A 20,367-nucleotide genomic window follows, 5' to 3' on the forward strand; every position below is an offset into this window, starting at 1 on the left:
AGGTGGAGCGAATGGCGAGACGCAAGGCCGGCAACGGCGAACCGACGCAACGCTTTCTGACGGTGGCGGGCGATCTGACCCGGACCGGCGTCAAGACGGGCGAGATGGGGGTGGCGGCGGCCCAGACGATCGGCTACCGCACCGCGATGATGGCGGCGGCCATGAACAACCCCATCGACCTCGCCAACCCGGAGTTCGTCCGCATGGGCTCCGAGAAGGTGGAGGCGATGGTGGAGGCCACCCACGCCGTCGCCAAGGGCATCGGCGAGATGCAGCAGGCCTGGATGACCCTGATGCAGGGCCAGCTTCAGGCCGCCATGGTGATGGTGACCGGCCTCGGCCAGTGCCGCAACCCCGCCGATTTGATGGAGCTGCAGCGCCGTACCGTCACCGAGACGGTCGAGGCCGGCATCCACGCCGCGCTTTACATGGTCGAGTCGGCCACGGCTCTGACCCATGCGGGCATGACCCCCGCCTACCGCACCGTCCGCGCCAACGCCCGTCGTCTGGCGAAGCAGCACGGATAGTTTGCGGTTCACCACGAAGGCACAAAGACACGAACTCCTTCGTGCTTTTGTGCCCTTGTGGTTAAAGACCTTTCTGTTTCAGCGCTTTGCGATCACTGCCCCAGCACTTCGAAGCTGGATGGGGCGGGATCGAGCACGCGGGGGCCGCCGGGGGTGACCTCCAGAACGGCCAGACCGCGCTCCACGACGCCGTCCGCGCGCAGGCGGAAGATGCCGTCCATGCCTTCGAAGCCGTTGGGGTTGTTCAGCGCCGCGCGGTCGAAGCGGCCCGACGGGTCGGGCATCTTGGCCAACACCGCGGCGATGGCCGTGGCGTCGTAGGACAGGGTGGCGATGCGCGGCGGCTTGCGCCCATAGGTCCTCTCGAAGCGCGCTTCGAAGTCGGCGCGGCTCTGCGGGGCCGGGGCGGCGAACCAGGCGCCGGCCAGGGCGGGTTCCTGGCCCAGGCCGGGCTCGTCCCACAGGCCGGTGCCGAGCAGCTTGACCTGCTGGGTGTTCAGCCCATTGGCCGACAGCGCCGCCGCCAGACCCTGGGCGCGCGGGCCGCCTTCGGCCAGCATGACCGCCTGCGGCTGCACGCCGGCCTGGGTCACCTGCCGGGCCGGCTGGGCGAGGTCGGTCACCACCGGGTCGTAGCGCTCGACCTGCGCCACCTGCCCGCCGAACTGGCGCGAGGCGGTCTGCACGGCGTTGACCACGGCGTCGCCATAGGCGGTGCGCGGGGCCAGCGCGACGTAGCGCGTCGCACCGCGCGAGCGGGCGAAGCCGATCACGCGGGTCACCTGATCGGCGGGCACGAAGCCCAGCACATAGGTGCCGTTGCCGGCCTGGGTCCAGTCGTTGGTGAAGGCCAGCACGTCCACGCCCGCGGACTGGGCGACCGGCTTCACCGCCGCCACGTCGGCGGCGAACAGCGGGCCGAGGATCAGGCTCGCCCCCTCGGCGATCGCCTGCCGCGCCGCGTCGGCGGCGCCGGTGGGCGTGCCCTTGGTGTCGCGGGGCAGCAGCTCGAAGCGGTCGCCGGCCAGATCGAACAGCGCCATCTGCGCCGACTCCAGCATGGCCTGCCCGATGGCGGCGCTGGACCCGGACAGCGGCAGCAGGATCGCCACCTTCAAGGTCTGCGGGGCGGCCGGAACGGCGGCGACGGGCGCTTGCGGCGCTTGAGTCGGCGGCGCCGGGGCCTTTACAGTCGAGCAGGCCGAAAGCGTGCCAACGACCAACAGGGCGGCGGCAGCCTGCTGCCCCCAAGCGCGCGAGAAAGGTGTCGTCAAGCGTGCCACCAACGATCTCCACATCCGGTCCGGCGCCCGAGCCCGTTTCCGGGCCCGGCGTCTCTGGTGACGCTGAAGGTAGCGAGCCGAGGGCCGCAAGTAAACTCGGCGCCGGCCTTTATGTGGTCGCCACCCCCATCGGCAACGCCGCCGACATCACGCTGCGCGCGCTCGACACGCTGCGCCGCGCCGATGCCATCGCCTGCGAGGACACGCGGGTGACGGCGAAGCTGATGGGCATCCATGGCATCCACACGCCCTTCGTCTCCTATCACGAACACAACGCGGCGAAGATGCGTCCGGTCCTCATCGGCCGCATGAAAGCGGGCGAATCCATCGCGCTGGTCACCGACGCCGGCACGCCGCTGGTCTCCGACCCCGGCTACAAGCTGGTGCGGGAGTGCGTGGCGGAGGGGGTGGCGGTCACCACGCTGCCCGGCGCCTCCGCCCCGCTGGTGGCGCTGGTGCTGTCCGGCCTGCCGACCGACCGCTTCCTGTTCGCCGGTTTCCTGCCCAACAAGAGCAGCGCCCGGCGCGCCACCGCCGGGGAACTGAAGACCGTTCCCGCCACGCTGGTCTTCTTCGAGTCGCCGCAGCGCCTGCCCGAGTCGCTGGCCGACCTCGCCGACATCCTCGGCGCGCGGGAGGCCGCGGTGGCGCGGGAACTGACCAAGCTCTACGAGGAGGTGCGGCGCGGCACCCTGCCGGAGCTGGCCGCCCATTACGCCGAGGCCGGCCCGCCGAAGGGCGAGGTCGTGCTGGTCATCGGCCCGCCCGGCGAGGAGGCCACCCCGACCGAGGCCGACGTGGACGCCCTTCTGCGCGAGGCGCTGACCCGCCTGTCGGTCCGCGACGCCGCCGCCGACGTGGCCGCCCGCACCGGCCAGAACAAGCGCGCCGTCTACGCCCGCGCGCTGGAGCTGGCGCGGGAGGGGAAACCATGAGCGCGCCGGGCGCGCTGCGCCGCCGAGCGGAGAGTTACGGCCGCTATGCCGAGCAGCTCTGCCGGCTGGCGCTGCGGCTGAAGGGTTACCGCATCCTGGAAAGCCGCCTGCGCACACCCATGGGAGAGATCGACATCGTGGCCCGGCGGGGCGACACTCTGGCGATCGTCGAGGTCAAGGCCCGCGGCGACTGGGACACCGCGAACGAGGCGGTCAACGCCCGCCAGCGGGGCCGCCTCGCCCGCGCCGCCCACGCCTATCTGGGGGCCAACCCGCAGTATGCCGGCTATGTCTTGCGCTTCGACGTCATGCTCGTTACCCCTTGGTCCTGGCCGCGCCACGTGCCGGACGCGTGGCGGGCCTGACGCGAAGGCTGAAGAAGAGGAAGGACGCCGCCCGTGACCAGCCGCGCCGAGGCCCGTGACATCCTGCGCCGCGTGGGGCAGCAGCCGGACGAGCAGATCGATCTGGCCGAAGCCGCCCTGGCGCTGGGCGCGCTGGAGGTGCCGGGCGCCGCGCTGGCCGACTACCGCCGCCACCTCGCCGACATCGCCCACGATCTGGCGGAGCGCGTCTCGCCCACCCTCGACGGGCTGGAGGCCCGCATCTCCTGGCTGCACGAGGTCATCGTGGAGCGGCACGGCTACGCCGGCGACCAGGAAACCTACGACGACCTGCAGAACGCCAACCTGCTCCGCGTCATCGACCGCCGCCGCGGCCTGCCGGTGGCGCTGGGCATCCTGTATCTGCACGCCGCCCGCTCGCAGGGCTGGACGATGCTGGGGCTGAACTTCCCCGGCCATTTCCTGGTGCGGCTGGAGGCCGACGGCGCCCGCGCCATCCTCGACCCCTTCAACGAGGGGCAGGTGCGCAGCGCCGTGGACCTGCGCGACCTGCTGAAGGCCACCGCCGGCAGCGCCGCGGAGCTGGAGCCCGGCCATTACCAGACGGTGTCCAACCGCGAGATCCTGCTGCGGCTCCAGAACAACATCAAGCTGCGCCACCTCTCCGCCCGCGACGTGCCGCGCGCGCTGGAGGTGCTGGAGGCGATGCGGCTGTTCGCCCCGGCCGAGGCGTCGCTGTGGCGGGAGACCGGCCTTCTGGAGGCCCACAACGGCAACCTCGCCGCCGCCATCGCCGCGCTGGAAAGCTTCCTGGAGCTGACCGCCAGCGAACGGCACCGCCATCAGGTCGCCGCGCTGATCCAGCAGCTCAAGAACCAACTGAACTGATCCCACTTTCAAAAGCCCGTTTCGGAGACCCGCAGGATGAGCCTCGCCGTCGCCTTCCAGATGGACCCCATCGAGTCCATCAACATCGACACCGACTCGAGCTTCATGATGGCGCTTGAGGCGCAGAAGCGCGGGCACACGCTCTACCACTACCACCCGCGCGACCTCAGCCTGACCGGCAACGTCCTGACCGCCCGTGTGCGCGCGATGACCGTGGTCCGCCAGAAGGGCGCCCATTACACGCTGGGCGAGCCGCGGATCGTCGACCTGTCGACCATGGACGTGGTGCTGATGCGCCAGGACCCGCCCTTCGACATGGCCTACATCACCGCCACCCACATGCTGGAGCACATCCAGCCCAAGGTGCTGGTGCTGAACGACCCGGCGGAGGTGCGCAACGCGCCGGAGAAGCTGTTCGTCACCCATTTCCCCGACCTGATGCCGCCGACGCTGATCACCAGCGACAAGCAGGCCGTCCTGGACTTCCGGGCGCAGCACAAGGACATCATCGTCAAGCCGCTGTTCGGCAACGGCGGGGCCGGCGTCTTCCACCTGAAGCCGGACGACGAGAATCTGGGCTCGCTGCTGGAGCTGTTCACCCAGCTCTACCGCGAGCCGGTGATCGTGCAGAAGTACCTGCCGGAGATCCGCCAGGGCGACAAGCGCATCATCCTGATCGACGGCGAGCCCGCCGGCGCCGTCAGCCGCATGCCCCAGGAGGGCGAGGCGCGCGCCAACTTCCACGCCGGCGGCAGCGCCAAGAAGACCGAGCTGACCCCGCGTGAGCAGGAGATCTGCAAGGCCATCGGCCCGGTGCTGCGCGCGAAGGGTCTGGTCTTCGTCGGGATCGACGTGATCGGCGACTACATGACCGAGATCAACGTGACCTCGCCCACCGGCATCCAGGAGATCAACCGGCTCGACGGGTCGGCGCTGGAGGCCACCCTGTGGGACGCCATCGAGCGCCGCCACCGGGAGAACAAGGGCGAGAACACGGGCGAGAACAAGGAGGCCTGAGGGCCGGAGCCCCCGGCACCCTGGTCGCCGGCTTTGTCGATTCCGTTCATTATCCCACCGCCGTGATCTCTCTTCACCCGTCATTCCCGCGAAAGCGGGAATCCAGCCTGTTCATGCACTTGTCTGCGAGGTTTCCTGGACCCCCGCCTTCGCGGGGGTGACGAAAAGCAAAGCGGTCGTGTGTCGGAAACTGCTTTCATACCGTGAGTTGGCACCTATGCGCCCCCCGCCGGCCGGTCACTCGGTGAAGTAGCCGGACTGGCCAAGGTCGGCGACGAGGCCGGTCTCGCGCGGCTCCCACCCCAGCAGGGCGCGGGTGTGGGCGCTGGAGGTCGGGCAATCGACGCCGGCGAAGAAGGCGAACCACCCGAAGTGGGCGGCGGCCTCGTCCGGCGTCTTCGACACCACCGGCAGGCCCAGCCGCGCGCCGATGGCTTCGGCGACGCGGCGCAACGGCACGCCCTCCTCAGCGATGGCGTGGAACGGGCCGCCCTGGGCGCCGCCCTCCAGGGCCAGCCGGTACAGCCGCGCCGCATCCCGGCGGTGCACCGCCGCCCAGCGGTTCCCACCGTCGCCGATGAAGGCCGAGACGCCGGTCCGGCGGGCGATGTCGTGCAGGATGCGCGCGAAGCCATGGTCGCCCACGCCGTGGGTCGAGGGCGGCAGGCGCACGACGCTGACCCGAATGCCACGGGCGGCCAGTTCCGCGGCGGCGAGTTCGGTCCGGCGGGGCAGGGCGTCGGACGGTGGCCGGTGCGGATCGCTCTCGACCGCCACCGGCCCGCGCGCGTCCACGACCGCGCCGGCCGTCACCAGCAGAGGGCGGTCGCTGCCCTCCAGCGCTTCGCCCAGCGCCAGGATCGCCCGATGGTCCTCCCGGCAGTTGTCGGCGAAGCGCGAAAAATCATGGTTGAAGGCGGTGTGGATCACGCCGTCGGCCGCGGACACACCGGCGCGCAGGCTTTCGAGGTCGTCGAGGGAGCCGCGGTGGACCTCCGCGCCGGCCGCGGCGAGGGATGCCGCCGCCGCGTCGGAGCGGGCGAGGCCGAGAACGCGGTGCCCGTTGGCGAGCAGCTCCTGGACGATGGCCGAACCGACGAAGCCGGTGGCGCCGGTGACGAAGACACGCATGGGAAACCTCTTCCGGTCAGGGTTGGAGGCCACTGTCGGTGTGGGGCTTATCCTGGTAAAGTCGTGACGTTATCGGGGTATAATGACCAACAGGACGGGCCGGCGCGCCATGGCGGAGAACGGATCGGGGGAAAGCAGGCTGGGCGCCTATCTGAAGGATCGCCGGGCGAAGCTCGATCCCGCGGCCTTCGGCTTTTCGGCGGAGCGTCGGCGCACCCGTGGCCTGCGCCGCGAGGAGGTGGCCCAGCGCGCGAACATCAGCACCACCTGGTACACCTGGCTGGAGCAGGGGCGCGGCGGAGCGCCGTCCGCCGACGTGCTGGAGCGCATCGCCCGCGCCCTGATGCTCACCGACGCCGAGCGCGAGCATCTCTTCCTCCTCGGCCTCAACCGCTTGCCGACGCTGCGCTGTCCGGTGGGGGAGGCGGTCACGCCGCGCCTGCAGCGGGTGCTGGACGCGCTGAACCCCAGCCCGGCCCTGATCAAGACGGCGACCTGGGACGTCGTCGCCTGGAACCGCGCCGCCGCCGCGGTGCTGACCGACTACGGCGCGCTGCCGGCGTCCCGGCGCAACATCCTGCGGCTGATCTTCTGCGATCCGCGCGTGCGGGCCGCCCAGTTCGATTGGGAGGGCGTGGCGCGCTTCGTCGTCGGCGCCTTCCGCGCCGACGCGGCGCGCGCCGGTGCTGACGACGCGGTGCGGGCGCTGGTCGAGGATCTGTCGCGCCAGAGCCCGGAATTCGCCGCCCTGTGGACCGCGAACGACGTGAGCCATTTCGGGGAGGGCGTCAAACGTCTGCGCCACCCCACGCTGGGCACCCTGGAGCTGGAATATTCGGCCTTCGCCGTGGACGGCCGGCCGGACCTGACGATGCTCGTCTACAACCCGGCAACCCCTGAGGACGCCGAGCGGGTGCGGGCGCTGCTGGCCTGACCCGTCACGGGCCGGCGCTGATGGGGCACCGTGCGAGGTCCACGTACCGGTAATCCAGCCCGTTCTCGGTCAGCAGCGGGCCGCGCTCCGTCTCCACCCACTCCGGCCCCAGCGGCGGCATGACGGTGTCGCCTTCCACATCCCGCTCGACGCGGGTCAGGTGGACGAGGTCGGCGAGCGGCAGGGTTTCGCGGAACAGCTCGGCGCCGCCGATCACGGCGACCTCCGGGACGCCGCGGCCGCGGCACCAGTCCAGCGCCGCGTCGAGGCCGCCGAACCAGCGCGCCCCGTCCCGCTCGCCCGGCGGGGCGCTGCGGCTGACCACGAGGTTGTCGCGGCCGGGCAGGGGCTTGCGGGGGAGCGACTCCCAGGTGCGCCGGCCCATCAGGACCGGCTTGCCCATGGTCAGCTCCCGGAAGCGCTTCAGGTCGCCGGGCAGGGACCAGGGCAGGGTGCCGTCGCGGCCGATCACGCCGTTGCGCGCGGCGGCCACCACCAGACTGATGCGCATCCCAACCCCTCTCCCGGACCGTTCACCCCACCTTACGCCGCGCGAAGCTGCTGGAGGAAGCCCCCGACCTCGCGGTGCAGCGTGTCGAGCTGGTGGCCGAGCTGGCGCGACATCTCCAGCACGTCGCGGGCGGTGGCGCCGCTCTGGGTCGCCGCACCGGTGACGCCGGTGATGTTGGCCGACACCTCCTGGGTGCCGCCCGCCGCTTCCTGGACGTTGCGGCTGATCTCGCGGGTGGCCGCCCCCTGCTCCTCGACCGCCGAGGCGATGGAGGTCGCGATCTCGTTCACCCGAAGGATCACCTGGGTCACGCCCTGGATCTCGCCGACCGCGTCGCCGGTCACGGACTGGATGTTGGCGACCTGGGCGGCGATTTCCTCCGTGGCCTTGGCGGTCTGGTTGGCCAGCGCCTTGACCTCGCTCGCCACCACGGCGAAGCCCTTGCCGGCCTCTCCGGCGCGCGCCGCCTCGATGGTGGCGTTGAGCGCCAAAAGGTTGGTCTGGCTGGCGATGTCGTTGATGAGCTGGACGACCGCGCCGATCTTCTGCACCGCCTCGGCCAGCCCGCCGACCTTGTCGTTGGCCCGGCCGCTGAGGGTCACCGCCTCGCCGGCGATGCGCGACGACTCGGCGACCTGACGGCTGATCTCCTGGATCGAGCCGGCCAGCTCCTCCGACGCGGCGGCCACGGTCTGCACGTTGGCGGAGGTCTGCTCCGTCGCCGCGGCGACCGAGGTCGCCAGCTCGTCGGTCTGGGCGGCGGCGCGGCTCATCTCGGCCGCGCGCTCCTCCATCGTCGCCGCCGCGTCGGACACGGTGCGGACGACGGCGCCGATGCTCTGCTCGAAACTGGCGGCCAGCGCCAGCATGGCGCGGTGCTTGTCCTCCTCGGCGCGCTGGGCCGACGCGGCCTGCTCGGCCTCCAGCCGCTGCTTGTCGCGGGCGTTGTTCTGGAAGACCAGCACGGCCTTGGCCATGGCGCCGATCTCGTCGCCGCGCTCGGCCTCCGGAAAGCGGGTGGACAGGTCGCCGTCGGCCAGCGAGCGCATCTTGGCGCCCAGCCCGCGCAGCACCCGGCTGATGTCGGTGCCGACCCAGGCGATCAGGCCGACGGCCGGCACCGCCAGCGCCAGGATGACGAAGGCCAGCGTCCGCAGCTGGTCCAGGAAGGCGGCCCGGATGTCGTCGATGAAGATGCCGGTGCCGATGAAGATGTTCCACGGTTCGAAGCCGCGGACATAACCCAGCTTCACCGCCAGATCGCTGCCGCCGACCGTGCGCGGCCAGTCGTATTCCAGCAGGCCGTCGCCGCTGGCGCGGACCATGCGGATGAACTCCACGATCATGTGGACGCCGTTGGCCGACTTCAGCGGCTTGACGTCGGCGCCGATCAGCTTGGCGTTGACGTGGGCGAAGCCGTAGCCGTCCATGGTGTGGGCGAAGAGATACTCCTTGCCGCCGGCGTAGCGGATGCCGGCCACCGCGGCCTTGAAGCGGGCCTGCGCCTCGTCGCGGGTGATCTTGCCGGCGGCGGCGTCCGCCTCCAGCGTGGCGGCCAGGGTGACCCCGGTCTCCACGATGCTGTGCAGCGTTTCCAGCCGGTCGGCGTGCATACGGCTGTAATTGAGATAAAGGCCGGCGCCGGCGATGGCGAAGGATGCGACCGAAGCCGCGACGACGAGCGCCCACAGCTTGGCCCGAATGGAAAGCCTCGTGAGGATCATGGGATGTCTGCCTGAAACTGTCTGCCCTGCCCTGTGTCCCGGCAAGCGGCGATTGTTTGCCCTTGTCCTTCGCCAGGACTTCAAGGATGACCGACAGTCACAGGAAACTTATAAACGGACGTATAAGAATGCGGGGCGCGCCGGGGAGTGGGCGCCTTTGTCACACCACGTTTCCGGGTATTCCTGCGGTCAGGCGAGAAGAGCCCCCAGCACGGCGTTCAACCGCTGCCGTCCCTCGTGGGTGGCGCGCAACGTGTCCTTGCCGACCTCCAGGAAACCGCCGGTCACCAGACGCTCCAGCGCCGCGGGATCGACCAGCCCGTCGAGGTCGCGGCCGGTCTCCTCGACCAGCCGGGCGCGGGCCACCCCCTCGCGCAGGCGCAGCCCCATCATCAGCAGCTCCGACCCGCGCGACTCGCGGGCGACCGGTTCGGGGGCGGCGGCGCCGTGGCCGTCGCGCTCCACCCGCTCCAGCCAGATTTCCGGGGCGCGGTGGGCGCGGGTGGCGAACTTCTCGCCGTCCAGGGTCAGCCGGCCATGGGCGCCGGGGCCGACGCCCACGTAATCGCCGTAGCGCCAGTAGGTCAGGTTGTGGCGGCTCTCCTCGCCGGGGCGGGCGTGGTTGGAAATCTCGTAGGCGGGCAGCCCGGCGCGGTCGAGCAGGCTCTGCGTCGCCTCGTAGAGGTCGCCGGCCAGATCCTCGTCGGGCAGCACCAGATCGCCCCGCGCGTGCAGGGGGAAGAAGGCCGTGCCCTCCTCGATGGTCAGCTGATAGACCGACAGATGGCCGACCGCGTGGTCCAGCGCGCGGGTCAGCTCCGCCTCCCACGCCGCGACGGACTGGCCGGGACGGGCGTAGATCAGGTCGAAGCTGAAGCGGGGGAAGGTCCGGGCGGCCAGCGCGATGGCGCCGGTCGCCTCGGCCGCGCTGTGCTGGCGGCCGAGGAACTTCAGCGCGGCGTCGTCCAGCGCCTGGATGCCCATCGACAGGCGGTTGACTCCGGCGGCGCGGAAGGCGCGGAACTTGTCGGCCTCGACCGAGGTCGGGTTGGCCTCCAGCGACACCTCCAGATCGTCGCCCACCGTCCAGCGGGCGGCGATGCGCTCCAGCACGGCGCCGACGGTCGCCGGCTCCATCAGCGACGGCGTGCCACCCCCGAAGAAGACCGAGGTGACCCGGCGGCCGGGCGTTGCGTCCGCGTAATGATCCAGCTCCCGCACCAGCGCGGCGCGCCAGCGGTCATGCTCGACCCGGTCGCGGACGTGGCTGTTGAAGTCGCAGTACGGGCACTTCGCCTTGCAGAAGGGCCAGTGGATGTAGATCCCGAAGCCAGGCCCCATGGATTCAGGGATTGGGGTCACTTGAAGCACCGCTCCACAAGCTGGCGGAAGGCGTCGGCCCGGTGGCTCATCTCATGCTTCCTGGCCGGGTCCATCTCGCCGAAGGTGATGTCGTGGCCGTCCGGCCTGAACATCGGATCGTAACCGAAACCATGCGCGCCGCGCGGCGGCCAGACCAGCGTGCCGGGGCAGCGGCCCTCCACCGTCTCGACATGGCCGTCCGGCCAGGCGAGCGACAGGGCGCAGACGAACCAGGCGCGGCGGTCGGTCTGGCCCTTCAACCCGTCCTCGACCTTGCCCATGGCCATCTGGAAATCCTTGGCCGGCCCGGCCCAGCGGGCGGAGTAGATGCCGGGGTCGCCGTTCAGCGCCGGCACCACCATCCCGCTGTCGTCGGCCAGCGCGACGTGGCCGGCCTTGGCGGCGGCCAGAGCCTTCAGCTCGGCGTTCGCGACGAAGGTGGTTCCCGTCTCCTCCGGCTCGGGCAGGCCAAGCTCGCCCGCGGACACGAAGGAGGCGGCGTAGGGGCCGAGCAGCGCCGCGATCTCGCGGACCTTGCCCTTGTTGTGGCTGGCGATCACCAGCGTGCCGCCCGTGAAGCGGCGGGGAGGCGTGGTCATGGGAGTTCCTTCTGTCACAGACCGTTGCCCCCACCCCGACCCTCCTCCGCTGGGCGGGGGAGGGGGGACCCGCGAAGCGGGAGGGTGGGGGCAACGCGCAGCCGCGCCTTTACTTCACCGCGATCGCCGCCTTCTGCAAGGCCACCAGCTCGTTGATGCCCTTGCGGGCCAGCGCCAGCAGTTCCATGAACTGCGGCTCGCTGAAGGGACGTTCCTCGGCGGTGCCCTGGACCTCGACGATGCCGCCATTGCCGGTCAGCACGAAGTTGGCGTCGGCCTGGGCGGTCGAATCCTCGGCGTAGTCGAGGTCGAGGACGCTGGTGTTCTTGTAGATGCCGCAGGAGACGGCGGCGACATGGTCGGTCAGCGGCATGGTCTTCAGGGCGCCGATCTGCATCAGATGCTGGAAGGCGAGATGCAGGGCGACGAAGCTGCCGGTGATGGCGGCGGTGCGGGTGCCGCCGTCGGCCTGGATGACGTCGCAGTCGATCTTGATCTGCTTCTCGCCCATGGCGGCGCGGTCGGTGACGGCGCGCAGCGCGCGGCCGATCAGGCGCTGGATCTCCTGGGTGCGGCCCGACTGCTTGCCCTTGGCGGCCTCGCGGTCGGTGCGGCTGTGGGTGGAGCGCGGCAGCATGCCGTATTCGGCGGTGACCCAGCCGAGGCCGGTGTTCTTCAGGAAGCGCGGAACGCCCTCGTCCACGCTGGCGGTGCACAGGACGTGCGTGTCGCCGAAACGCACCAGGCAGGACCCCTCGGCGTGCTTGCTGAAATGGGGCTCAAGGGAAATGGTGCGCAACTGGTCGTGGGCGCGGCCGGAGGGACGCATCGGGCATGATCCGCAAATCTGTTGAAATCGGCGGCAAGCTAGCGCCCGCTGCCCCCGCCGTCCAGCGCGCAACCGGGGCGCACGTTGATTCGGCGCGGACACCTGCCTAAATTCGGGACGCCGCCTCCGCGCTTCAACAGCATCGTCCGGTCCCCGCCCCGCATGATCACCGAGCTGAACCAACGGTCCCGCGAGATCTTCCGGCTGATTGTCGACGCCTATGTGGCGACCGGCGAGCCGGTGGGCTCGCGCACGATCTCGCGGAGGCTCGGCATGGCCCTGTCGCCCGCGACCATCCGCAACGTCATGGCCGACCTGGAGGAGCAGGGGCTGCTCTACGCCCCCCACACCTCCGCCGGCCGCATCCCGACCGAGGCGGGGCTGCGCCTGTTCGTCAACGGCCTGCTGGAGATCGGCAGCCTGAGCGAGGACGAGCGCGGCTCCATCGAGGCCAAATGCGCCTCCTCCGGGCGGTCGCTGCAGGACGTGCTGGGCGAGGCCTCCACCCTGCTGTCCGGCCTGTCGCACTGCGCCGGGCTGGTGGTGGCGCCGAAGACCGACCGGCCGCTGAAGCACATCGAGTTCGTCTCGCTGGCCCCCGGCCGGGCGCTGGTCGTGCTGGTCAACGAGGACGGGCTGGTCGAGAACCGCGTCATCGAGGTGCCGGTCGGCGTGCCCGCCGCGACGCTGCAGATGGTCTCCAACTTCCTCAGCGCGAAGCTGGTCGGCCGCACGCTGGACGAGGCGCGGCAGGCCGTGCTGCGCGAGATCGAGGACCAGAAGACCGAGCTGGACGAATTGTCGCAGCGTGTGGTCTCCGCCGGCCTCGCCACCTGGGCGGGCAGCGGCGGGCAGAACAGCGGCCAGCTCATCGTGCGCGGCCAGGCGAAGCTGCTGGAGGACGTCACCGCCCTGTCGGACCTGGAGCGCGTGCGCGCCCTGTTCGAGGCGCTGGAGACCAAGGAGACCATGCTGCGCCTGCTCGACGCCACCGGGAAGGGCGACGGGGTGCAGATCTTCATCGGCGCGGAGAATGTGCTGTTCGGCCATTCCGGCTGTTCGCTGATCATCTCGCCGTTCCAGAACAGCCGCGAGCAGGTGATCGGCGCCATCGGCGTGATCGGCCCGACCCGCATCAATTATGCCCGGATCATCCCGCTTGTGGATTATACAGCCAAGGTCATCAGCCGCCTTGTCGGGTGACGCCCTTGGCAATGCTTCACCCATTTCCCACCAGACGACGACCCAAGACGACAACGAGAGAGCCATGAGCGAAGAGCAGAACAAGCCCGCCGAAGCCGAGGTGGAGCAGACCGAAGCCGTCCAGGACAAGTCCGCCCAGGACAAGGCCGCGGACGCCGGTGCCGGGGATCGCGTGGCCCAGCTTGAGGCCGAGGTCGCCAGCCTGAAGGACCAGCTCCTGCGCCAGATGGCCGAGGTGGAGAACACCCGCCGCCGCGCCCAGCGCGACCGTGAGGACGCCAGCAAGTTCGCCGTGTCCAGCTTCGCCAAGGAGCTGGTGACGGTGGCCGACAACCTGCGCCGCGCGCTGGAGGCCGTCCCCGCCGAGGGCCGCGAGAACGACGACGTGCTGAAGAGCCTCTCCGTCGGCGTGGAGGCGACGGAGCGCCAGCTCATCTCCGCCTTCGAGCGCGCGGGCATCAAAAAGATCGACCCGACCGGCGAGCTGTTCGACCCGAACTTCCATCAGGTGATGTTCGAGATCGAGAGCACTGGCAAGCCTGCCGGCACCGTCGTGCAGGTTCTCCAGCCCGGCTACACCATCCATGGCCGCCTGCTGCGCGAGGCCATGGTGGGCGTCGCCAAGGCCGGTCCTCACGAAATGGGCGGCCAGCACGTCGATACGAAAGCCTGATCGTCCTCCGGAGGATGGCCTGACCTTCCTCCGGACGGCAGGCGGCACGTCTTGCGGCGCGGGGGCTTCGGCTTGCCGCGCCGCTCCTTTTCGAACGGGTGCCGTCCTTCCGCTGATCCTAAGATACCGAAGAACTTGCGCCGGGCGGATCAATCCCCTATTCGCATCTGGCCCCTATTCGCATCTGGGATTATCGCGGCGCACAATGAACCGCCTGTTCCAGGCCGCCGCTCATTCAGGGAACCGGACCCGTGGCCAAGACCATCCTGACCGTCGACGACTCCAAGACCATCCGCGACATGGTCGCCTTCACGCTGCGCAACGCCGGCTACGGCGTCACCGAGGCGGCGGACGGCAGCGCCGGTCTGGCGGAGGTCAACCGGCAGAAGTTCGACTGCATCATCACCGACCTGAACATGCCGGGCATGGACGGTCTGGCCTTGACCCGGGCCATCCGCGGCAGCGCGCTCAACCGCGCGACCCCCGTCCTGCTGCTGACCACCGAGGCCGATCCCGCCAAGAAGACCGCCGGCCGCGAGGCCGGGGCCACCGGCTGGCTGGTCAAGCCCTTCAACCCGGACAAGCTGGTCGAGACCGTGAAGAAGGTCTGCCCGTAACCGGGAAGGCGTCGAGACGGCGGGCCGGGGGGCCTTATCCCGCCCGCTCCCGCGTGAACAGGAACTCCCCCGCCGGATCGTGGGCGGCGAAGCGCCGCTGCGCCGTGTTGCGGTTGGCGACGGCGTAGCAATAGACGCAGCCGTGCGGACAGGTGTCGTAATCCCCGATGTCGCGGCTTTCCGCGCACAGGCAGCCGGGGCGGTTGCCCTTCTCCTTGGCCGCGACGGGCCGCCCGGCGACGTCGGACAGCCGTTGCGCGTCGACGCAGCGGGCCGGCGCCGTTCCGGGGATGCCGGCCAGCTCCGGCTGGGTGCACAGCGTCAGCGCCATGCCGTGCTCCGCGGCGATTTCGGCCAGATCGGCCAGCAGGGCGCGCTTCTCCTCCGGGGCCGGGTCGCGCCAGGGCACACCGGCGGCGTCCAGGTTGCGCGCCGTCTTGCGGTAGGGCTGGAGGAAGGACACCACCGCCTCGTCGGTCAGGCCGCGCATCCGGCCGGCCAGCCGGGCAAAGGTCGCGCGGTGCCAGGACGGCGGCGTTGCGTCTGCCTTCACCATGGGCGCCATCACGATGGGGTCGTAGCGCCAGACGGCGGCGCGCGGCCCCCAGCGGTCGCGCAGCCGGGCCATATGCTCCACCGCGCGCTCCGCGTCGGGGACGGAGCGTTCCAGCGCACCCGGCAGGCCGGTGACGCTGTACTGGACGACGAAGGGAAAGCCGCGCTCCGACACCTCCTCCAGCGCCGGAAGGAAGGGGCCGAGATTCTTGGTCCAGAAGACGAAGCCGTCGACCTCCGCGCGGGTCAGGCCGATGCGGTAGGTCTGGCCGCCATAGGGGTTGACCATGCGGCAGTGCCCGGCCTCCAGCCGGTTCAGGAACCAGCGCCCGTAAAAGGCGGGGATGTCCGTCTTGTAGCTGGCGGAAACGATCATCGCCGAACCATGGTGGCTCGGCGGGCCGCGATCAAGGCTGGATTCGCCGGCGCTTCGGCCTAAAGTGCCGGCACAGGATCAGGGGAGGATGCCGTGACGGGCGGACAGGACGGCCACAGCGTGGGCCATAGCGTGGAATGGGAAGGGCTGGTGCGGTTCCGGCTGCCGGACGGCTGGCGCCCGGAGGTGGAGGAGCATGAGGGTCATGCCGTGGCCGCCTTTCATCCCCCGGCCCCGGCGGGCGGCGTGCTGCGGCTGGTCACCGACCGGGTGGCGCCCAAGGACGGGCCGGACGGCGCCGTGGCGGTGCTGCGCGAGATGGCGCTGCGCTTCGTGCGCCCCGACGACCCGCGGGCCAGCGACCGGATCGTCGAGCCGTGGGGTGACGACGGCGTGCTGGCCCAGGCGGTGATGATGACGGAGGAGGACGGCGGCACCGACGCCCATTACCTGTGGCTGGTCGGGGCGGAGCGGGACGGCAAGGCGGCCGCCGCCATGTTCAGCTACCGCCTGCCCATGGTCATGGACGGGGACGAGTCCTGCGCCGGCACGCTGGCCCTGCTCGACGGGGCGATCCGCGCGGCGGAGATTTTGTGAGCGTCTGGGAGGCGCCCGGACGTTAAGGAAGCCGCCCTGTCGGGGGCGGCTTTTTCTTTTTCGGCCAGGTTGTTCGAACCCGGCATCCCCGGCGTTCCCGCGCCGGTTCGGGCGATCAACGTTCAGGCAATCAACGTTCGGGCGATCAGCAATGGCCGGCGCCGCCGGACATCAGGGCCTTCAACTGTGCCGCCTTCGGATCGAAGGCCATGGCCGCTTCCTCCGCCGCCATGGCGGCCAGGCTGATGAAGCGCGCCAGATCGTCCAGATCACACTTCGTCGCGTCGTCCATAAGGCTGTCGAGGCAGGACTTGATGGCCAGAGCCATGTCGCGCCGTTCGTCCATCATCTTGATCCCCCATGGAATACTGCACACGGTCCCGCTTCGGAAAGCCATGCCTGCGAACAACAGCGGCCCCCTTTGCCTTGGAGGGATATATCATATTTCCTTCGGATCTCCACTATTAGAATCTTGAGACAACAAAGAAACGGAGGAACCGGCAATTGATTGCGCACAAGAATGCACACCATTACTTGTTAATGAAAAGTTAACATGGCTGGGATGCGGGGTTTTGCTTGTGTTAAAGCCCTGTAACAGAGCGCTTTCCGGCGTCTTGGCGGGATGAGGGAATGACGTTGCACGCCTTATGCTTCTGAATACCCTGGTATTCACTTGCGACGCGAAGCCACGGGCGCGACGATATGCCCCGGCGTGCGCGTCACCTTTTGGTCTTTTGACGGTTGGCGGAATGACCAGGACGTTGCAGCCCGAAACGCACCTGCCTATATCTCCGGCGACAGACGTGAATCCACCCAACCGTTCCACCGACCCCAAGGGGATCGCGGCGGTGCCGGACCAAACGGGCCGCCACGCATCTGCCGAACAACAGAGGCTGAACATGAGCAAAGTCATTGGCATCGACCTCGGCACCACGAACTCCTGCGTGGCCGTCATGGAAGGCTCCAGCGCCAAGGTGATCGAAAACGCCGAAGGCACGCGCACCACGCCGTCCATGGTCGCCTTCGCGCAGAACGCGGAGCGTCTGGTCGGCCAGCCGGCCAAGCGTCAGGCGGTGACGAATCCCGAGAACACCCTCTTCGCGATCAAGCGTCTGATCGGCCGCCGCTACGACGATCCGCTGACCAAGAAGGACCAGGGCCTCGTCCCCTACAAGATCATTCCCGGCGACAACGGCGACGCCTGGGTGGAAGCCGTCGGCAAGAAGTACAGCCCGTCGCAGATCAGCGCCTTCATCCTGCAGAAGATGAAGGAGACGGCGGAGAACTATCTGGGCGAGAAGGTGACCCAGGCGGTCATCACCGTCCCGGCCTACTTCAACGACAGCCAGCGCCAGGCGACCAAGGACGCCGGTAAGATCGCCGGCCTGGAAGTGCTGCGCATCATCAACGAGCCGACGGCGGCCGCTCTGGCCTACGGCATGGAGAAGAAGGGCGCCGGCACCATCGCCGTGTACGACCTCGGCGGCGGCACCTTCGACGTGTCCGTTCTGGAGATCGGCGACGGCGTGTTCGAGGTGAAGTCGACCAACGGCGACACCTTCCTCGGTGGTGAGGACTTCGACGCCCGCATCATCGACTACCTCGCCGACGAGTTCCAGAAGGAGCAGGGCATCGACCTGCGCAAGGACCGTCTGGCCCTGCAGCGCCTGAAGGAAGCCGCCGAGAAGGCGAAGATCGAGCTGTCCTCGGCCATGCAGACCGAGGTCAACCTGCCCTTCATCACCGCCGACCAGTCCGGCCCGAAGCACCTGAACGTCAAGCTGACCCGCGCCAAGCTGGAAGCCCTGGTCGACGAGCTGGTCGCCCGCACGATCGAGCCCTGCAAGGCCGCTCTGCGCGACGCCGGCCTGAAGGCCAACGAGATCGACGAGGTGATCCTGGTCGGCGGCATGACCCGCATGCCCAAGGTCATCGAGGCGGTGAAGCAGTTCTTCGGCCGTGAACCGCATCGCGGCGTGAACCCGGACGAGGTGGTCGCCATCGGCGCCGCCATCCAGGGCGGCGTGCTGAAGGGCGAGGTCAAGGACGTCCTGCTGCTCGACGTCACCCCGCTGTCGCTGGGCATCGAGACGCTGGGCGGCGTGTTCACCCGCCTGATCGACCGCAACACGACGATCCCGACCAAGAAGTCCCAGACCTTCTCGACCGCCGAGGACAACCAGAACGCGGTGACCATCCGCGTCTTCCAGGGCGAGCGCGAGATGGCCGCGGACAACAAGATGCTCGGCCAGTTCGACCTCGTCGGCATCCCGCCGGCCCCGCGCGGCGTGCCGCAGGTCGAGGTGACCTTCGACATCGACGCCAACGGCATCGTCAGCGTCACGGCGAAGGACAAGGCCACCGGCAAGGAGCAGCAGATCCGCATCCAGGCGTCGGGCGGCCTGTCGGACGCCGACATCAACAAGATGGTGAAGGACGCCGAAGCCCACGCCGCCGACGACAAGAAGCGGCGCGAGCTGGTGGACGCCCGCAACCACGCGGACGCCCTGATCCACACCACCGAGCGGACGATCAAGGAGAACGGCGACAAGATCCCCGCCGCCGACAAGACCGCCGCCGAGGCCGCCGTGGCCGAGCTGAAGTCGGTCATGGACGGCGAGGACCTGGAGGCCGTGAAGGCGAAGACCGAGGCTCTGGCCCAGGTGTCGATGAAGCTGGGCGAGGCCATGTACAAGGCCGGCCAGGGCGAGGCCCCCGGTGCCGGTGCCGCCGGTGCGGCGGGCGCCGCCCCGAACGAGCCGGGCGTGGTCGACGCCGACTTCGAGGAAGTGGACGACGACAAGAAGAAGTCGGCCTAAGCGTTCGGAACCGGAGGCAATCGTCGGGCAGCCGCCCGTTGCCTCCGGTGTCACAGCCGGGAGAACCCGGCGCCATGCAGTATCGTCCGGCCCGTCATCCGTCCTGCGGTGGCGGGCCGGAGATATGATTGGTCTATTAGTATGTGAAGGCGGTCGGGGCCCATGGCGAAACAGGACTATTACGAGCTGCTCGGGGTGGCGAAGGGCGCCAGCGCGGACGAGATCAAAAAAGCGTACCGCAAGATGGCGATGCAGTATCACCCGGACCGCAACCAGGGTGACAAGGACGCCGAGCACAAGTTCAAGGAAATCAGCGAAGCCTACGACGTCCTGAAGGACGAGCAGAAGCGCGCGGCCTACGACCGCTTCGGCCACGGCGCCTTCGAGAACGGGCGCGGCGGAGCCGGCGGCGGCTTCGGCGGCTTCGATTTCGGCGGCGGCGGCGGCGGCTTCGCCGACATCTTCGACGAGATGTTCGGGGAATTCATGGGCGGGCGCCGCGGTGGCGGCGGCGCGTCGGGCCGCGGCCAGGATCTGCGCTACAATCTGGAGATCGGGCTGGAGGAGGCCTTCAAGGGCACCACGGCCAACGTCCGCGTTCCCTCCACCGTCGCCTGCGATTCCTGCAGCGGCTCCGGTGCGGCGGCGGGGACCCAGCCGGTCACCTGCCCGACCTGCCAGGGCCACGGCAAGGTGCGCGCCCAGCAGGGCTTCTTCACCATCGAGCGCACCTGCCCGGCCTGCCACGGCCAGGGCCGCGTCATCAAGGACCCCTGCAAGAGCTGCGGCGGCGCCGGGCGCCTGCGCAAGGAGAAGACCCTTCAGGTCAACATCCCCGCGGGCGTGGAGGACGGCACCCGCATCCGTCTGGCCGGCGAGGGCGAGGCGGGGTTGCGCGGCGCGCCACCGGGCGACCTCTACATCTTCCTGGCCATCGCGCCGCACCCGATCTTCCAGCGCGACGGCGCCAACATCCACTGCCGGGTGCCGATCCCGATGACCACCGCGGCGCTGGGCGGCACCGTGGAGGTGCCGACCATCGAGGGCAGCCGCACCAAGGTGACGGTGCCGCCCGGCACCCAGTCCGGCCACCAGTTCCGCATCAAGGGCAAGGGCATGTCGGTGCTGCGCAGCCAGCAGCGCGGCGACATGTACATCCAGGCCGTCGTCGAGACTCCGGTCAACCTGACCAAGAAGCAGCAGGAGCTTCTGCGCGAGTTCGACAGCGCTGGCAAGGAAGGTTCCCACCCGCAGTCCGAGGGCTTCTTCGCCAAGGTGAAGGAGCTTTGGGAAGATCTGAAGGACTGAGCCTCTTCGCGCCGTTCCGACCCCAAGAAAAAGGCCCGGCCCATCGCCGGGCCTTTTTCGTGCCGGGCTTTTTCATGAGCGCCGCGTGCTTTTGCCCCAGTGGTATGACCACTTCGGCGTTGACAGCGGCGAGCG

The 20,367-nt window shown here is 69.6% G+C and carries 21 protein-coding genes; 12 read left to right on the top strand and 9 right to left on the bottom strand.

Translation table 11 applies throughout. The features are described from left to right. The first annotated feature begins 11 nt into the window (after positions 1-11). The gene (locus DS837_RS14840; protein ID WP_149165461.1) at positions 12-527 is read left to right on the top strand and encodes a phasin family protein; all 516 of its coding nucleotides are present in this window, start codon (positions 12-14) and stop codon (positions 525-527) included. 92 nt (positions 528-619) lie between these two features. Here DS837_RS14840 and DS837_RS14845 read toward each other — a convergent pair whose 3' ends face one another. Next, a complete protein-coding gene (locus DS837_RS14845) occupies positions 620-1,810 on the bottom strand; it encodes a penicillin-binding protein activator (protein ID WP_149165462.1) in 1,191 nt (396 codons plus the stop codon). On the opposite strand from DS837_RS14845, the gene rsmI reads away from it, so the two are divergent. Genes rsmI through gshB form a run of 4 tightly spaced genes read left to right on the top strand, consistent with a single transcriptional unit; the run spans position 1,804 to position 4,994 of the window. Next, positions 1,804-2,745, top strand: a complete 942-nt coding sequence (rsmI, locus tag DS837_RS14850; RefSeq protein ID WP_425599253.1) for a 16S rRNA (cytidine(1402)-2'-O)-methyltransferase — start codon at positions 1,804-1,806, stop codon at positions 2,743-2,745. The two genes, DS837_RS14845 and rsmI, sit on opposite strands and share 7 nt — an antisense overlap. Next, on the top strand, positions 2,742-3,110 hold the full coding sequence (locus DS837_RS14855) for a YraN family protein (protein WP_149165464.1): 369 nt from the start codon (positions 2,742-2,744) through the stop codon (positions 3,108-3,110). The genes rsmI and DS837_RS14855 overlap by 4 nt, the downstream gene beginning before the upstream one ends. 33 nt (positions 3,111-3,143) lie before the next feature. Continuing rightward, positions 3,144-3,977 carry a SirB1 family protein gene (locus DS837_RS14860; protein ID WP_149165465.1) on the top strand — a complete coding sequence of 278 codons (834 nt, stop codon included), beginning with the start codon at positions 3,144-3,146 and terminating at the stop codon, positions 3,975-3,977. 36 nt (positions 3,978-4,013) lie between these two features. Then, complete coding sequence (gene gshB, locus DS837_RS14865; protein WP_149165466.1) at positions 4,014-4,994, top strand: glutathione synthase; 981 nt, start codon at positions 4,014-4,016, stop codon at positions 4,992-4,994. A gap of 237 nt (positions 4,995-5,231) precedes the next feature. Here gshB and DS837_RS14870 read toward each other — a convergent pair whose 3' ends face one another. Continuing rightward, entirely contained in the window at positions 5,232-6,125 is an 894-nt protein-coding gene (locus DS837_RS14870; RefSeq protein ID WP_149165467.1) for an SDR family oxidoreductase, read from the bottom strand. Between the two features lie 82 nt (positions 6,126-6,207). Here DS837_RS14870 and DS837_RS14875 point away from each other — a divergent pair, with 82 nt between their 5' ends. After that, a complete protein-coding gene (locus DS837_RS14875; RefSeq protein WP_425599254.1) occupies positions 6,208-7,059 on the top strand; it encodes a helix-turn-helix transcriptional regulator in 852 nt (283 codons plus the stop codon). A gap of 4 nt (positions 7,060-7,063) precedes the next feature. On the opposite strand, the gene DS837_RS14880 is transcribed toward DS837_RS14875, so the two are convergent. The 5 genes from DS837_RS14880 to rph all read right to left on the bottom strand — a co-directional run bounded on the left by DS837_RS14880 (position 7,064) and on the right by rph (position 12,084). Then, positions 7,064-7,570: a dihydrofolate reductase gene (locus DS837_RS14880; RefSeq protein ID WP_149165468.1), complete on the bottom strand. Its 507-nt coding sequence runs from the start codon at positions 7,568-7,570 to the stop codon at positions 7,064-7,066. Between the two features lie 32 nt (positions 7,571-7,602). After that, positions 7,603-9,294, bottom strand: a complete 1,692-nt coding sequence (locus tag DS837_RS14885) for a methyl-accepting chemotaxis protein (protein ID WP_149165469.1) — start codon at positions 9,292-9,294, stop codon at positions 7,603-7,605. A gap of 189 nt (positions 9,295-9,483) precedes the next feature. Beyond that, positions 9,484-10,635: a radical SAM family heme chaperone HemW gene (hemW, locus tag DS837_RS14890; protein ID WP_211102236.1), complete on the bottom strand. Its 1,152-nt coding sequence runs from the start codon at positions 10,633-10,635 to the stop codon at positions 9,484-9,486. 17 nt (positions 10,636-10,652) lie between these two features. Then, complete coding sequence (gene rdgB / locus DS837_RS14895; protein ID WP_149165471.1) at positions 10,653-11,255, bottom strand: RdgB/HAM1 family non-canonical purine NTP pyrophosphatase; 603 nt, start codon at positions 11,253-11,255, stop codon at positions 10,653-10,655. Between the two features lie 109 nt (positions 11,256-11,364). Further along, positions 11,365-12,084 (bottom strand): ribonuclease PH, encoded by a 720-nt coding sequence (rph, locus tag DS837_RS14900; protein WP_149165472.1) that lies wholly within the window; start codon positions 12,082-12,084, stop codon positions 11,365-11,367. Positions 12,085-12,246: 162 nt separating this feature from the next. On the opposite strand from rph, the gene hrcA reads away from it, so the two are divergent. From hrcA to DS837_RS14915, 3 genes are all read left to right on the top strand, one after another. Then, the gene (gene hrcA / locus DS837_RS14905) at positions 12,247-13,287 is read left to right on the top strand and encodes a heat-inducible transcriptional repressor HrcA (RefSeq protein ID WP_035670634.1); all 1,041 of its coding nucleotides are present in this window, start codon (positions 12,247-12,249) and stop codon (positions 13,285-13,287) included. Positions 13,288-13,351: 64 nt separating this feature from the next. After that, complete coding sequence (gene grpE, locus DS837_RS14910) at positions 13,352-13,960, top strand: nucleotide exchange factor GrpE (RefSeq protein ID WP_149165473.1); 609 nt, start codon at positions 13,352-13,354, stop codon at positions 13,958-13,960. A 251-nt stretch (positions 13,961-14,211) separates the two neighbouring features. After that, positions 14,212-14,577, top strand: coding sequence for a response regulator (locus DS837_RS14915; RefSeq protein ID WP_149165474.1), 366 nt, complete (start codon positions 14,212-14,214; stop codon positions 14,575-14,577). Positions 14,578-14,611: 34 nt separating this feature from the next. Here the strand turns inward: DS837_RS14915 and DS837_RS14920 are convergent, their stop codons facing one another. Beyond that, positions 14,612-15,508, bottom strand: a complete 897-nt coding sequence (locus DS837_RS14920; protein WP_149165475.1) for a DUF1848 domain-containing protein — start codon at positions 15,506-15,508, stop codon at positions 14,612-14,614. A 93-nt stretch (positions 15,509-15,601) separates the two neighbouring features. Between DS837_RS14920 and DS837_RS14925 the strand changes: the two genes are divergently transcribed. Continuing rightward, positions 15,602-16,105 carry a hypothetical protein gene (locus DS837_RS14925; RefSeq protein WP_149165476.1) on the top strand — a complete coding sequence of 168 codons (504 nt, stop codon included), beginning with the start codon at positions 15,602-15,604 and terminating at the stop codon, positions 16,103-16,105. 145 nt (positions 16,106-16,250) lie between these two features. Here DS837_RS14925 and DS837_RS14930 read toward each other — a convergent pair whose 3' ends face one another. Then, positions 16,251-16,454: a hypothetical protein gene (locus tag DS837_RS14930; protein WP_035670647.1), complete on the bottom strand. Its 204-nt coding sequence runs from the start codon at positions 16,452-16,454 to the stop codon at positions 16,251-16,253. A gap of 400 nt (positions 16,455-16,854) precedes the next feature. Between DS837_RS14930 and dnaK the strand changes: the two genes are divergently transcribed. Together dnaK and dnaJ are read left to right on the top strand one after the other, a co-directional pair. Then, complete coding sequence (gene dnaK / locus DS837_RS14935; RefSeq protein ID WP_282187571.1) at positions 16,855-18,924, top strand: molecular chaperone DnaK; 2,070 nt, start codon at positions 16,855-16,857, stop codon at positions 18,922-18,924. 162 nt (positions 18,925-19,086) lie between these two features. Next, complete coding sequence (dnaJ, locus tag DS837_RS14940) at positions 19,087-20,232, top strand: molecular chaperone DnaJ (protein WP_149165478.1); 1,146 nt, start codon at positions 19,087-19,089, stop codon at positions 20,230-20,232. Positions 20,233-20,367 lie beyond the last annotated feature (135 nt).

The sequence above is a fragment of the Azospirillum brasilense genome, assembly GCF_008365405.1.
GTDB classification, from domain to species: domain Bacteria; phylum Pseudomonadota; class Alphaproteobacteria; order Azospirillales; family Azospirillaceae; genus Azospirillum; species Azospirillum brasilense_D.

Excerpts from the sequence above, each read along its gene's own strand:
- DS837_RS14840 (WP_149165461.1), top strand. The coding sequence starts at position 12 with ATGGCGAGACGCAAGGCCGGCAACGGCGAACCGACGCAACGCTTTCTG.
- DS837_RS14855 (WP_149165464.1), top strand. The coding sequence starts at position 2,742 with ATGAGCGCGCCGGGCGCGCTGCGCCGCCGAGCGGAGAGTTACGGCCGC.
- gshB (WP_149165466.1), top strand. The coding sequence starts at position 4,014 with ATGAGCCTCGCCGTCGCCTTCCAGATGGACCCCATCGAGTCCATCAAC.
- DS837_RS14870 (WP_149165467.1), bottom strand. The coding sequence starts at position 6,125 with ATGCGTGTCTTCGTCACCGGCGCCACCGGCTTCGTCGGTTCGGCCATC.
- DS837_RS14875 (WP_425599254.1), top strand. The coding sequence starts at position 6,208 with ATGACCAACAGGACGGGCCGGCGCGCCATGGCGGAGAACGGATCGGGG.
- DS837_RS14880 (WP_149165468.1), bottom strand. The coding sequence starts at position 7,570 with ATGCGCATCAGTCTGGTGGTGGCCGCCGCGCGCAACGGCGTGATCGGC.
- DS837_RS14885 (WP_149165469.1), bottom strand. The coding sequence starts at position 9,294 with ATGATCCTCACGAGGCTTTCCATTCGGGCCAAGCTGTGGGCGCTCGTC.
- hemW (WP_211102236.1), bottom strand. The coding sequence starts at position 10,635 with ATGGGGCCTGGCTTCGGGATCTACATCCACTGGCCCTTCTGCAAGGCG.
- rdgB (WP_149165471.1), bottom strand. The coding sequence starts at position 11,255 with ATGACCACGCCTCCCCGCCGCTTCACGGGCGGCACGCTGGTGATCGCC.
- rph (WP_149165472.1), bottom strand. The coding sequence starts at position 12,084 with ATGCGTCCCTCCGGCCGCGCCCACGACCAGTTGCGCACCATTTCCCTT.
- hrcA (WP_035670634.1), top strand. The coding sequence starts at position 12,247 with ATGATCACCGAGCTGAACCAACGGTCCCGCGAGATCTTCCGGCTGATT.
- grpE (WP_149165473.1), top strand. The coding sequence starts at position 13,352 with ATGAGCGAAGAGCAGAACAAGCCCGCCGAAGCCGAGGTGGAGCAGACC.
- DS837_RS14920 (WP_149165475.1), bottom strand. The coding sequence starts at position 15,508 with ATGATCGTTTCCGCCAGCTACAAGACGGACATCCCCGCCTTTTACGGG.
- DS837_RS14930 (WP_035670647.1), bottom strand. The coding sequence starts at position 16,454 with ATGATGGACGAACGGCGCGACATGGCTCTGGCCATCAAGTCCTGCCTC.
- dnaK (WP_282187571.1), top strand. The coding sequence starts at position 16,855 with ATGACCAGGACGTTGCAGCCCGAAACGCACCTGCCTATATCTCCGGCG.
- dnaJ (WP_149165478.1), top strand. The coding sequence starts at position 19,087 with ATGGCGAAACAGGACTATTACGAGCTGCTCGGGGTGGCGAAGGGCGCC.